Source organism: Mycobacterium sp. 050272, assembly GCF_039023525.1.
Taxonomy (GTDB): Bacteria; Actinomycetota; Actinomycetes; order Mycobacteriales; family Mycobacteriaceae; genus Mycobacterium.
On the sequence record NZ_JBCHKV010000011.1, the window covers coordinates 191,500 to 204,072 of the forward strand.

General features: G+C 62.7%; 10 protein-coding genes and 1 pseudogene. 9 read left to right on the plus strand and 2 right to left on the minus strand.

Annotated features, from left to right (window positions below):
• Positions 1-42 precede the first annotated feature (42 nt).
• On the minus strand, positions 43-1,848 hold the full coding sequence (acsA, locus tag AAHS21_RS21015) for an acetate--CoA ligase (RefSeq protein WP_342929491.1): 1,806 nt from the start codon (positions 1,846-1,848) through the stop codon (positions 43-45).
• A 242-nt stretch (positions 1,849-2,090) separates the two neighbouring features.
• Here acsA and AAHS21_RS21020 point away from each other — a divergent pair, with 242 nt between their 5' ends.
• Complete coding sequence (locus AAHS21_RS21020; RefSeq protein WP_342929492.1) at positions 2,091-3,077, plus strand: NAD(P)H nitroreductase; 987 nt, start codon at positions 2,091-2,093, stop codon at positions 3,075-3,077.
• A 42-nt stretch (positions 3,078-3,119) separates the two neighbouring features.
• Here the strand turns inward: AAHS21_RS21020 and AAHS21_RS21025 are convergent, their stop codons facing one another.
• On the minus strand, positions 3,120-3,509 hold the full coding sequence (locus tag AAHS21_RS21025; RefSeq protein ID WP_342929493.1) for a nitroreductase family deazaflavin-dependent oxidoreductase: 390 nt from the start codon (positions 3,507-3,509) through the stop codon (positions 3,120-3,122).
• A 286-nt stretch (positions 3,510-3,795) separates the two neighbouring features.
• Here AAHS21_RS21025 and AAHS21_RS21030 point away from each other — a divergent pair, with 286 nt between their 5' ends.
• From AAHS21_RS21030 to AAHS21_RS21065, 8 genes and pseudogenes are all read left to right on the plus strand, one after another.
• Entirely contained in the window at positions 3,796-4,608 is an 813-nt protein-coding gene (locus AAHS21_RS21030) for a universal stress protein (protein WP_342929494.1), read from the plus strand.
• 407 nt (positions 4,609-5,015) lie between these two features.
• Positions 5,016-7,058, plus strand: a complete 2,043-nt coding sequence (locus tag AAHS21_RS21035) for an erythromycin esterase family protein (RefSeq protein WP_342929495.1) — start codon at positions 5,016-5,018, stop codon at positions 7,056-7,058.
• A gap of 21 nt (positions 7,059-7,079) precedes the next feature.
• Positions 7,080-8,054, plus strand: coding sequence for a 1-phosphofructokinase family hexose kinase (locus AAHS21_RS21040; protein WP_342929496.1), 975 nt, complete (start codon positions 7,080-7,082; stop codon positions 8,052-8,054).
• Positions 8,055-8,178: 124 nt separating this feature from the next.
• The gene (locus AAHS21_RS21045; protein ID WP_342929497.1) at positions 8,179-8,835 is read left to right on the plus strand and encodes a response regulator transcription factor; all 657 of its coding nucleotides are present in this window, start codon (positions 8,179-8,181) and stop codon (positions 8,833-8,835) included.
• Positions 8,836-9,076: 241 nt separating this feature from the next.
• Positions 9,077-10,726, plus strand: coding sequence for a GAF domain-containing sensor histidine kinase (locus AAHS21_RS21050; protein ID WP_342929515.1), 1,650 nt, complete (start codon positions 9,077-9,079; stop codon positions 10,724-10,726).
• A gap of 136 nt (positions 10,727-10,862) precedes the next feature.
• A complete protein-coding gene (locus AAHS21_RS21055; RefSeq protein WP_342929498.1) occupies positions 10,863-11,420 on the plus strand; it encodes a GNAT family N-acetyltransferase in 558 nt (185 codons plus the stop codon).
• A 13-nt stretch (positions 11,421-11,433) separates the two neighbouring features.
• Positions 11,434-12,318: a universal stress protein gene (locus tag AAHS21_RS21060; RefSeq protein ID WP_342929499.1), complete on the plus strand. Its 885-nt coding sequence runs from the start codon at positions 11,434-11,436 to the stop codon at positions 12,316-12,318.
• A gap of 85 nt (positions 12,319-12,403) precedes the next feature.
• Positions 12,404-12,478: pseudogene (locus tag AAHS21_RS21065) on the plus strand (ferredoxin family protein); the annotation flags it as partial.
• Positions 12,479-12,573 lie beyond the last annotated feature (95 nt).

Consider the following 12,573-nt stretch of genomic DNA (forward strand, 5'->3'; position numbering starts at 1 on the left):
GCTCCTCCTCATCACTTCGTTCTGCATCGTCGCCGGCGCGGGTCATGACGGCACTCCCTCGGCGTGGCGGTTAGCTTGACGCTCGATCGTCGAGGTATCGCCTTCGGGCAGGCCGAGTTCGCGAGCCTTGAGCAAACGACGCATAATCTTGCCGCTGCTGGTGTGCGGCAATGTATCTGCGAATTCGATCTCTTTGGGCGCCACCGCGGCCCCGAGCCGTTTGCGCGCGTGGCCGAGCAATTCCAGGCGCAAGTCTTCGTCACCGACCACACCGTTCTTCAGAGTGACGAAGGCCTTCACGATTTCACCCACGGTCGGGTCGGGCTTGCCGATGACAGCGGCCTCGGCTACCGCCGGATGGTCGGTGAGCGCGCTTTCGACCTCGAACGGGCCGATGAGATGGCCCGCGGACTTGATAACGTCGTCTTTGCGTCCGACGAACCAGAAGTAACCGTCGGCGTCTTTCTTGGCGAGATCTCCCGTCAGGTAAAGACCGTCCGCGAAGGACTTTCGGTATCGCTCCTCGGCGTTCAGATAGCCGCGGAACATCGACGGCCATCCCGGCTTGAGCGCGAGTTCCCCCTCGACCCCCGGTTCATCGACGAGCGAAGTTGTCCCGTCATCGTTGTGGCGCAGGATGTATGCGTCCACGCCCGGCAGCGGCCGGCCCATCGAACCGGGTTTGATGTCGAATGCGGGGGTGTTGGCGATCATGATGCCGCCCGTTTCGGTCTGCCACCAGTTGTCGTGAATCGGCAAGCCCAGCACCCGCTTTCCCCACCAGACCGCTTCGGGGTTGAGCGGCTCACCCACGCTGGCGATGAACCTCAGCCGAGGAAAGTGGTATTGCGCAGGGATCTCCGGGCCGGCCTTGATCAGCATCCTTATTGCCGTCGGTGCCGTGTACCACACCGACACGCCCTGATCCTGCAGGATTGCGTACCATCGCTGCGCGTCGAACTCCGTTTCGTCGACGATGGAGGTGACGCCATGCAGCAGTGGACTGATAATGCCGTAGGACGTTCCCGTGACCCAACCGGGATCCGCAGTGCACCAATAGATGTCGCCGGGGTGGAGGTCCAGCGCGTACAGGCCGGTGATGTAGTGCATCGCGACAGCCCCGTGCACATGCATGGCGCCCTTGGGTGTTCCGGTAGTGCCGCTGGTGAAGTGCAGCAGCGCTGGATCCTCGGCGGTCGTCGGTTCGATTGGTGTCGTTTCGTTAGCGGCATGCATCCAGTCCCAGAAGTTGAGCGTTCCGGGTATCGGGCTGCCGGCTCCGTCGTCGTCGACTACGAGGATGTGCCGAACCGACGGCATACTTTCGCGAATCTTGGCGATCTTGCGCTGATAAATGGCCTTGGTAGTGACCAGCACATCGGCTTGGCCGATATTGACTCTGGTGGCGATCGGTTCGGGGCCGAACGCGGAAAACAGCGGCGAAACGACGCTGCCGTTACGCAGTGCACCAAGCATCGTGATGTAGAGCTCGGGGACGCGTCCCATAATCGTGAACACCCGATTGCCTTTGTCGATACCGAGCGCCCGCAACACCCCCGAGAAGCGTCTGGCAAGGCGGCCGAGTTCTGCGTAGCTGAGATCTCGCGTGGCGATCGCACCGTCCCAGCCCTTGTCGGTGATGAAGCGCAGGGCAGTGCGTGTGGCAACCGGGCCCGACGCGTGTCGATCGACGGCGGCATACGCGATGTTGCAGCCGCCCGGCCCCATTCCGTCGCACAGGTTGGGAACGTCGGCCCAGCGGAATTTTGCGCGTGCCTGCTCGTAGTCCGACAGGTTGGGCTCGACAAGGTGGTCGCGGGGCGTTTTACGGATGACATCCGCGGTCATGACCGCCTCTTTCGGTTGGTGGGGCGTCTTCATCGTTTTCCGCGCGCGCATCCCGCAATAGAGACGAAGGTCACCAGTAGATACGCGCTTTCGTCGTCGAATCCAACGGCGGTTTTCAGCCAGCGAGCGCGTGCCACCGGTCTCTGGTAGGTCGATCGACCTGGTGTCGGGGACCAAGGACTCTGGCGTCAGCCGTCGGCGGGAACGAGGGTCGTAGCCATACCGAATGAAGGGTGGCGACGATGGCCGAAACGCTGGCCGATACGAAAGTGATCGCGACGGCAGTTGAGCTGGCCTGCCATGCGCCCTCGCTGTACAACTCTCAGCCCTGGCGGTGGATTACCGATGGCGTCAGCGTCGATCTGTTCGTTGATCCCGAGCAAAAAATACGAGCAGCCGACACGTCGGGTCGCGAAGCGATCATCAGCTGCGGCGCCGCGCTCGATCACTTCCGTACCGCGATGGCCGCCGCCGGGTGGGCCACGAATGTCGAGCAGTTTCCCAACCCGAACAATCTTGACCACCTGGCAACCGTCGATTTCGTGCCGGTCGACTTCGTGGCACAGGCCCGGCGTGACCGCGCGAGCGCGATACTGCGTCGCCGGACCAACCGGCTGCCGTTTCGTGCGCCGAAGCACTGGGCGTCGTTCGAACCCGTGCTACGAAGCTCGTTTGACAATGACCTGGTCGGTTTGGATGTACTGCCCGCGGATGTGCGACCGCGACTAGCTGAAGCGGCACGGCTCGCCGAAGCCCTACGTCGCTACGACGACTCGTATCACGCCGAATTACTTTGGTGGACAAGGTCGGAGGAAGGAACCGAAGGGATTCCGCAAACCGCACTGGCGTCGGAGGCCGATGCCCGCAGGGTTGACGTGAACCGTCAGTTCCCGATCGATCCCACGAACGATCACAGCTCTGCCGGCACTTACGACCAAGCGAAGATTCTCATGTTGTCCACTGCCGGCGACACTCGTGTCGATGCCCTCAACTGCGGTGAGGCGCTTTCGGCGATCCTGCTGGAGTGCACGATGGCCGGCTTGGCCACCTGCCCCGTCACGCACGTGACCGAGCTCGACGCCAGCCGGGACATGATCCGCGACCTCGCGACGGGCCTGGCCGCGGTACCACAGGTGTTGGTCAGAGTCGGCATCGAACCGGAAGGCGAGTTGGCTCCCGAACCGACGCCGCGCAAACCTCTGCACGAGGTGTTGGAGATTCGCAGCTAGGGGTGACTGGCCCCGCACCGGAAACCTTGGTGGGCAGGGGTTCTAGATCTGTTCGGACTTCACTTTGAGGTAGTTCTTGACCTTGAACAGATCGTAGGTCCGTCGCCGTTCGGGCCGCAGCTCGGCGGCAGCCGATTCTGCGGAGATGATTTCCGGTTCGACCACTCGATAGCTTTGGCCATCAGCCCGGATGGCCGCGTGCCCGGCGGCAAGGACATTCTGGAGCCAATCGACGTCGGTGCCGTAGGGCAGCGGAACGATGAACCCGTCTGAGACGCGTTCGGTGACTACCGGTGTCGTGTACTGCTTGCCGGAGTGTCGGCCGGTGTGCTCAATTACCGAGGCATACCAGTGCTTTCGCCCGGCCAGATGCAGCATCAGTGGATTAAGCAGATGCTTGTTGAAAACCCGGACGTCGTCGAGGACCGCCACTGCTGTTTCTCCTATCTATCCCGCCACCGGGTGGACGAATGGTGTTTTGGCACACCCGCTTCCGGACTGTCAGCTGCACGCCCGTTTCTCGGTGGATGACACCTGCATGACGCAATCCGATCAGCTCGTCCGGCCCGCGGGTAGGGCCCGAAGTCCCTAACGTGTGCACCGCCCCTCGTCCGCCGAAGGGATCCCTAGGTGAGGACCAATGCCTCTGATGGGGCGGGGCCTGACTCCGTAGCGTCTTGATCAGACAGTTAAAGGCCGTTGGTTGCCAGGAGTTCTCATGTTCGATCGGTATCCACCGAAGTCCGTCGTCGTCGGTGTGGACGGTTCGGCGGCCGCAATTCGCGCTGCCCGGTGGGCAGTCGACGAAGTGGCCGGCACTGACATTCCGCTGCGTCTGCTCTATGTCACCCAACGCGACGTCAATGCCAGCACACGTCAAGCGCGACTTGCCGTGGCCGCGGCAGAGCAGGTCGTCCGCGACGCATACGACGCTGTCGAACAGATCGGCAAGCCGGTCAAGGTCGAAACGGAGATCGTCGACGGCGCGCCGGTGGCGGCACTCATCGCTGCTTCGCGATCCACCACGTTGCTGTGTGTCGGAGACACGGGGGCCTCGATGCACCCGACAATCTGGTTGGGTTCGACTGCGAAAGAACTCGCACAATCCGGCCACTGTTCGGTGGCCGTCGTCCGGGCAGGCCCCCGCGCCGCGGACACCACGGATACCCGCTCGATCGTTGCGTTCGTCGACGAATCGCCGGATGGCATTGACGTTCTGGAGCTGGCGATCCACGAGGCCCGCCATCGTCGCGTGCCGCTGCGGGTACTGACATCAACGCGGCCGCAGTCCGGTGACTCGCATCTGAAGCGTTGTACGGACAACTATCCCGAGGTCGATATCGACACGGTTCACCTGCAGGCTTCCCTGGTCGACTACCTTGCTGCGCATGCCGAGGCCATTCAGTTGGTCGTACTCGGTGCCGCCCAGACCGCGGCACTCGGGCAACTGCTCGGTGCTACCGGCGCTGAAGCATTGCGCGAGAGCGACTTGTCCTTGCTTGTGGTCGGTTTCGAGCGGCCCGGCCGCTGATCGCGAAGGGGAGATGGTGTCGAAATCAGGCGAGGAAACGAGCAAGCACCCTCGTCACGGGATTCCCGAACGGGCACAGCTGAATCGCGACCAAGCGTTCATCATCGCCAGTTCGCTCTGGCCGTTTGGGTGGTGGAATCGCCATCCCCTGGGTCGCGTGAGCCGAGCCGCCCGCCGACGCGAACGCCTCCCTCAGGCGCGCTGACCAACGACCCACAATCTAGGGGACTTCGGTCTCTTTACGGGATTTCGGCCGATTGGTCGGATAGACATCGCAGTGATTCGTTCAATCTAGGAGCCCGAGATGAGCACTCTCGCCGTTCGGCGGCACCACGCGTCGATCTTCTCCGCCGAAGGCAACCGAGCGCCACGTCCAGGTGCAATCCGCGAACTGACACAGGTGTGCGATGACTAGAGCAGCTGATATCACCCGGCGCTCGCCGCGCCGAGTATTCCGTGACCGTCGCGAGGCAGGCCGGGTGCTGGCAAACCTACTGACCGCCTACCGCGACCAACCGAATGTGATCGTCCTGGGACTCGCCAGGGGCGGGCTACCGGTGGCGTGGGAGGTGGCGGCCGCGCTGCACGCACCGCTGGATGCCTTCATCGTGCGAAAGCTCGGCGCTCCCGGGCATGAGGAATTCGCGGTCGGGGCGCTGGCAAGCGGCGGTCGCGTAGTGGTGAACGACGACGTGATTCGGGCCTTGCGGATCTCGCCGGGACAGTTGCGTGCCGTTGCCGAACGTGAAGGCCGCGAGCTGGTCCGGCGTGAGGCCGCATATCGCGGCGGACGGCCGCCGCTTGAGGTGGCGGGCAAGACGGTCATCCTCGTCGATGACGGGTTGGCCACTGGCGCAAGCATGTTCGCCGCGGTACAGGCGCTGCGCGAAGCTGAGCCCGCCCACATCGTGATCGCGGTGCCGGCGGCCCCGGAATCTACCTGTCGCGAATTCGCCGGTCTGGTCGACGATGTGGTCTGCGCGAGTATGCCCACCCCATTCCTCGCGGTGGGGGAGTCGTTCTGGGATTTTCGCCAGGTCACGGACGAGGAAGTTCACCAGCTGCTCGCTACTGCGACGACGGATCGACCGGCCGCGCCGGCACAGGTGCAGACGCCCGCTCAGGTGCTCAGCAGCGTTGCCATCGATGCTCCGTCGGGTGTTCCGCCGCGTGAGGCGTTGGAGCAGTTGATAGGTGACGCCCGGATCGTGCTGATCGGCGAGAGTTCGCATGGGACGCACGAGTTTTACGAAGCTCGGGCAACCATAACGAAATGGCTGATCGAGGAGAAGGGATTCTGCGCTGTAGCCGCGGAAGCCGATTGGCCCGATGCCTACCGGGTGAATAGGTACGTGCGGGGCCTCGGAGTGGACGAGACCGCCGAGGAAGCATTGCGTGGGTTCGAACGATTTCCGGCCTGGATGTGGCGCAACACCGTCGTTCGTGACTTCGTCGATTGGCTACGCATACGCAACCGGCAGTACGAGTCGAAGCCTCAGCGGCAAGCCGGCTTTTATGGGCTTGACCTCTACAGCCTGCATCGGTCCATGCAGGAAGTGGTGACCTACCTGGATAGAGTCGACCCGAAAGCGGCGATGCGGGCGAGAAATCGTTACGCATGCTTCGATCATGCTTCGGCGGATGATGGTCAGGCGTACGGCTTCGCGGCGGCGTTCGGGGCGGGTCCATCGTGTGAAAACGAAGCGGTCGAACAGCTGGTTGATATGCAGCGCAACGCGTTGGCGTATGCGCGCCGGGGCGGGCTGCTCGCCGAGGACGAACTCTTCTACGCCCAGCAAAATGCCCAGACGGTACGCAACGCCGAGGTCTACTACCGTGCGATGTTCAGCGGCCGGGTGAACTCTTGGAACCTGCGTGACGAGCACATGGCGGAGACTCTCGAGGCGCTGCTGAAGCACCTGGACCGTCACGATGGCGCGCCACCCGCCCGAATAGTGGTGTGGGCGCACAACTCTCACGTCGGCGACGCACGGGCAACCGAGGTGTCCTCGGACGGACAACTCACACTGGGGCAATTGGTCCGCCAGCGATACGGCGATGAGTCACGCCTGATCGGCTTCAGCACGTACAGCGGCACCGTGACCGCCGCAAGCGACTGGGGCGGAATCGCGGAACGTAAAGCTGTGCGGCCCGCGCTCAACGGCAGCATCGAAGAACTGCTTCACGAGACCGGCGGAAGCTCATTTTTGGTGTCGGCAGACCTCAGCCCGCAAGCCACCGATCCGCTTAGCGTCGTTCGGTTGGGGCGCGCGATCGGGGTGATCTATCGGCCGGAAACGGAGCGGCAAAGCCATTACTACCATGTTCGGCCCGCGGACCAATTCGACGCGATGATCCACATCGACAGGACTCGAGCGCTCGAACCGTTGGAACCGACGAGCCTGTGGATCGCCGGCGAGACACCGGAAACGTATCCGTCCGGGTTGTAACGAACGACGAGCGGAGTGGATATGGATGCGCCCATCGCACCGGTTCGAGCGCAGATCGTCACGCTGACCATGAACCCGGCACTCGACATCACGACAAGTGTCGATGTGGTTCGGCCGACCGAAAAGTTGCGCTGCGCGACACAGCGTTATGACCCGGGTGGTGGGGGCATCAACGTCGCTCGCATTGCGCATGTGCTGGGCGGTTGTGCTTCGGCGGTGTTTCCCGCCGGCGGGCCAACCGGTGGTCTTCTCATGTCGCTGCTCAACGAAGAGCGAGTTCCATTTCGGCACATACCCATCACGGCGTCGACCAGGGAGAGCTTAACCGTCAACGAGAACAGCACCGGCCGGCAATATCGTTTCGTCCTTCCGGGACCGCGGCTGACGTTCGCCGAGCAGGCGCTGTGTCTCGACCACGTGCGGGCCGCAGCCGAATCGGCTGATTTCGTGGTGGCCAGCGGTAGCCTGCCCCCAGGGGTACCCGCTGACTACTATCAGCGGGTTGCCGATATCTGCCAGGGCTTGGGCGTCCGTTTTATTCTGGACACCTCTGGCGGCGGGCTGCAGCACGTCTCTTCCGGGGTATACCTGCTTAAAGCCAGTGAGCGCGAGTTGCGGGAATGTGTCGGGCGTCCGCTGGCCACCGAATCGGAGCAGTTCGTCGCTGCCCGCGGACTCATCGAAAAGGGTTGTGCGGAGATTGTATTGGTGTCATTGGGTTCCCATGGCGCGCTTCTTGTGACACCGGCTGCGGACCAACGGTTTTCGGCGATTCCGATGCGGAGTGGAAGTGGTGTCGGGGCCGGAGATGCGATGGTTGCGGCGATCACGATAGGGCTCAGCCGCGGATGGCCGCTCGATAAAGCGGTTCGGTTGGGCATTGCGGCAGGCGCGGCGATGCTGATGACGCCCGGCACGGCCGTCTGTGGTCGAGCGGATATCGAGAAGCTGTTCGCACTCGCGCCGGAGCCCTGCGACGTTACGCTCTGCGACTAAGGTACGGGCACCCGGCACGACCGTCGGTGCAAGCCAGCCTTGTGGTCAATCAGCGACGGCAATTGTGAATCTAGGCGATTATCAATGATGTGGAATATTGAGACAGGGGCAGGAAGGACTCGTCATGGTTAAGGTTTTCCTGGTCGACGACCACGAAGTCGTTCGGCGCGGACTTGCCGACCTGCTCGCAGCGGACCCCGAGCTCGAGGTCATCGGCGATGCCGGCTCCGTATCCGAAGCGATGGTCCGGATACCCGCGTTGCAGCCCGACGTCGCAGTGCTGGACGTGCGGCTGCCCGACGGCAACGGCATCGAATTGTGCCGCGACCTGTTGTCTGATCTTCCCGAGTTGCGCTGCCTGATGCTGACATCGTTCACCTCGGACGAGGCGATGCTCGAGGCGATCCTGGCCGGCGCCAGCGGCTACGTCGTCAAAGACATCAGGGGCATGGAATTGGCGCAGGCGATCAAGGATGTTGGTGCCGGCAAGTCACTGCTGGACAATCGGGCAGCTGCCGCCTTGATGGCGAAACTGCGCGGCAACGCCGAGCAGAAGGACCCGCTGTCCGGATTGACCGAACGCGAGCGAACTCTTCTTGGGCTGCTCAGCGAGGGATTGACCAACCGTCAGATTGCCGCACGAATGTTCCTGGCCGAGAAGACGGTGAAGAATTATGTATCCCGGTTGCTGGCCAAGCTCGGCATGGAGCGGCGGACGCAAGCAGCGGTATTCGCCTCGAAGTTGAACCAACAGCCCCCACCACCAACCGCCGGTAAGTAGCAAAAAGGCGCATTACAGCAGCTCGAGAGGCCGCACGAGTTGGACGGCAGTGATTTGTTGGGTTGTCACCTCGATAAGACTATGCTTGGCGGCGGTATCTTCGCGTTGCTCGCTGGGTTTTCGTTCTGTGGACGACGCCTGCTACCGCGGGGGCTGAATTGCCGGAGGTGTCAGGGCAGTGGCCAGCGACGACAGTAGCTCGGCTTTTTCGGGACTCGGCCAGCGTGGCCTGGTCAGCAGGATGCACCAGCAACTCGACGAGATGCTGGCATCGCGCGATCAGATGGAGCAATTGCTTCAGGTGATCGTCGAGATCGGTTCCGACCTCGAGCTGGACGCAACCCTGCGTCGTATCGTCGTCGCGGCCCGGAAGTTGACCTCGGCACCGTATGGTGCCTTGGCGATACGTGACCGCGACGGCATGTTGATCTCGTTTGTTCACGAAGGAATTGATGTCGACCACGCGCGGCAAATCGGGCATCTGCCGGTCGGCAAGGGAGTTCTGAGTCTGTCGCTGTTCGACACGCCGGCTTTGCGTCTGGACGATCTGACGAAACACCCTGCCGCGGTTGGGTTTCCGGAGCACCATCCTCCGATGCGGGCTTTCCTTGGCGTGCCGATCACCATCCGTGGAGAGGTATTCGGCAACCTTTATCTGACGCACGACGAGCCCGGTCGGCTGTTCTCCGAATCCGACGAGGTGGCTGCTCGCGCACTGGCGTTCGCGGCCGCGGTGGCCATCGACAACGCCCAACTCTTTGAGCGCGAGCGCACGGCGGCAAAATGGATGGAGGCAAGCCGCGAAATCACCACCGCGCTGCTGTCCAGCGTTGAACCCAGCCGGACTCCGTTGCAGGTGATCGCCGAAAAGGCTTGTGCGCTCACCGAAGCCGAACAGGCGATCGTGCTCGTTCCGGACGACGACGATGCGCCGATAGACGAAATTGACACGCTGGTCATCTCCGCAGCGGTCGGATTGAACGCTTCAGAGGTTATCGGGCAACGGATTCCCGTCGATGCGTCTACCAGCGGCGCGGTGTTCCGCTCCGCTGAACCCGTGATCACCGAAGCCCTGAGTTACCCGATCCAGGCATTCACCGACGTAGGGCAGCGAAGCGCGATTTTGATGCCGCTGCGGGCCCACGATGAGGTCGCCGGGGTGATTGTGGTCGCCCGCAGCGCGCACCGGCAACCATTCGATGACAGCTACCTCGACCTGGTCAGCGATTTCGCGACGCATGCCGCGCTAGCGCTGATGCTTGCGTCGGGCCGCGAGAACACGCGCCAACTGACGCTGGTGGCTGAGCGGGAGCGCATAGCCCACGATCTGCACGACCATGTCATCCAACGGCTCTTCGCCACGGGGATGGACCTACAGGGCACGGTGGCCCGGGTGCGTTCGCCAGAGGTTGCCGAGCGGCTGAACCGCACCCTCGACGACCTCCAGACCATCATCGAGGAAATCCGCACGACCATCTTCCAGCTGAAGTCGCCGTCCGGCAACGGCGGTGGCTTCCGGAATCGGATTCAACGAGCGGTTGCCGACCTCACCGAGGGACGCGACATCGTCACGACGGTGCGAATGCGCGGTCCGATGACCGCTGTCGGCGGCGAGCTCGCCGACCACGCAGAAGCAGTGACGTCCGAGGCCGTCAGCAACGCGGTTCGGCATTCTGGTGCTTCACGACTGACGGTCGAGGTCAATGTCGGCGACATGTTGACGGTTGACATCGTCGACAACGGTTGTGGCCTACCCGTCGACAATCCCCGCCGCAGCGGTCTGGCGAACATGCTGTACCGCGCCGAACAGGTCGGCGGTCGCTGCGAAATCAGCAACGCGCCAGATGGCGGTACCCGAATCTACTGGTCCGCTCCGCTGACCGACCACTGACTCTCGGCGAAATCCCGGACGCCAAGGGGCTCATGGACCAATGGCGCCGCAGTGGAGTCTAACGGCCCTGCCGAACAGAGCGGATCGTGAATAACGTTGATCCCATGCCAACCGTGGCCGGCCTGCCGGAGCGCTCATGAGTTATCAGTTGGCGGAATACTCCGCCACTGCTCGCCTGATCGACGGCAGGCTGGTGTCGTTGCGACGCCTCACCGCCCAAGACGCCGATGCCACGTTGGCGTTCCATCAACGCCTCACTGACTTCGAGCGCTACTACCGGTTCTTCACGTTGAACCAAATCGATCTCGAGCAGCTCGTCCAATCGATTACCGAGGCTTCCGATGATCGGTACTCGCTCGGTGCATTCGACGCCGACCGATTGATCGGAGTGGCCCACTACGTCGTTGTACGCGACGATCCCCAAGTTGCCGAAGTCGCCGTCGCAGTCGCCCATGAAGATCATTCGCTCGGCATCGGAACGGCCTTGCTCAAGCACCTCGCGCACATCGCACGGGCTCACGGCATTGAGCGATTTGTAGCCGACGTCCTGAGCGAGAACCATCTCATGCTCACTGTGTTGTTCGATCTCGGCTGGTGTTGTAAGCCAACACATTACGGAGCGATCAACCACGTTGAGATTGAGCTGCCAGATGTCCTCGACGAACTGTCGTCGGGCGCAAATGGGATTTCATAGGTAGGAGCACGAAATGTCGGAGCCCGCAAAGAAGCACGGAATATTGGTCTGTGTCGACGGATCGGCGGCGTCTGACGCCGCGGTGGCATGGGCGGCGCGCGAGGCGGGCATGCGGAACGCAACTATCACGCTGATGCATGCCGTCGCGCCCATCGTCGTCGGATTCCCGGTGGGCCGACTGTATGACGAGATGCCTGGCTGGCAGATGGAGGCCGGACAGCACGTCATCGACCAGGCTCGAAAGACGCTCAGCGCCAGCCTGGGCAAATCCGAGTCCCCCGAAATCCGCACGGAGATCGTCTATTCCACCGTGGCGCCGGCACTCATTGAGGCATCGAAAGACGCCCGGATGATCGTGGCAGGCAGCCAGGGCCTTGGCGCGTTGGGCCGGCTGTTGTTGGGCTCGATCACCACATCGCTGGTCCACCACGCTCATTGCCCGGTCGCGGTCATACATTCCGATGGTGAGGCGACTGTTGACGCCACCGCGCCCGTGCTCGTTGGCATCGACGGTTCACCGGCCTCGGAGTCGGCGACCGCATTGGCTTTTGACGAGGCCTCGCGTAGAGGGGTCGGTTTGGTGGCGCTGCATGCGTGGAGCGACGTCGGGGTGTTTCCGATGCTCGGAATGGACTGGCGGGATAGCGAGGCCAAAGGGGAGGAGATACTCGCCGAACGCCTCGCCGGTTGGCAAGAACAGTATCCGGATGTGCACGTCAGGCGAGTCCTCTGCTGTGATCTGCCGTCTCGATGGCTGCTAGACGAATCGGAGCACGCTCAGCTGGTGGTGGTTGGAAGCCATGGGCGCGGGGGGTTTGTCGGCATGCTGCTGGGCTCGGTCAGCTCTCATGTCGCGCAATCGGCAACCATTCCGGTGATTGTTGTCCGGGGTGACTAGACGCATTCGGGGAGAGTCTTTGGTCCTCAACGTTGAGGCCATCCGTTGAGTGCGTCCTTGGGTGGCGGCTGGTTAACGTAAATCTATGACGTATGTGATCGGCGCCGACTGTGTTGACGTGCTGGATAAATCCTGTGTTCAGGAGTGCCCCGTCGACTGCTGAACTGCCCCAGGTTTTGTTCCTAGTCGGTTGCGAGGGCCGGGGTTGGCTGGCTCGCGGGGTGTGAGGTGCCGGTGAGGGCGGCCTCGTACTCG

Coding starts and splice junctions, on each gene's coding strand:
- acsA (WP_342929491.1), bottom strand. CDS start 1,848: ATGACCGCGGATGTCATCCGTAAAACGCCCCGCGACCACCTTGTCGAG.
- AAHS21_RS21020 (WP_342929492.1), top strand. CDS start 2,091: ATGGCCGAAACGCTGGCCGATACGAAAGTGATCGCGACGGCAGTTGAG.
- AAHS21_RS21030 (WP_342929494.1), top strand. CDS start 3,796: ATGTTCGATCGGTATCCACCGAAGTCCGTCGTCGTCGGTGTGGACGGT.
- AAHS21_RS21035 (WP_342929495.1), top strand. CDS start 5,016: ATGACTAGAGCAGCTGATATCACCCGGCGCTCGCCGCGCCGAGTATTC.
- AAHS21_RS21040 (WP_342929496.1), top strand. CDS start 7,080: ATGGATGCGCCCATCGCACCGGTTCGAGCGCAGATCGTCACGCTGACC.
- AAHS21_RS21045 (WP_342929497.1), top strand. CDS start 8,179: ATGGTTAAGGTTTTCCTGGTCGACGACCACGAAGTCGTTCGGCGCGGA.
- AAHS21_RS21050 (WP_342929515.1), top strand. CDS start 9,077: ATGCACCAGCAACTCGACGAGATGCTGGCATCGCGCGATCAGATGGAG.
- AAHS21_RS21055 (WP_342929498.1), top strand. CDS start 10,863: ATGAGTTATCAGTTGGCGGAATACTCCGCCACTGCTCGCCTGATCGAC.
- AAHS21_RS21060 (WP_342929499.1), top strand. CDS start 11,434: ATGTCGGAGCCCGCAAAGAAGCACGGAATATTGGTCTGTGTCGACGGA.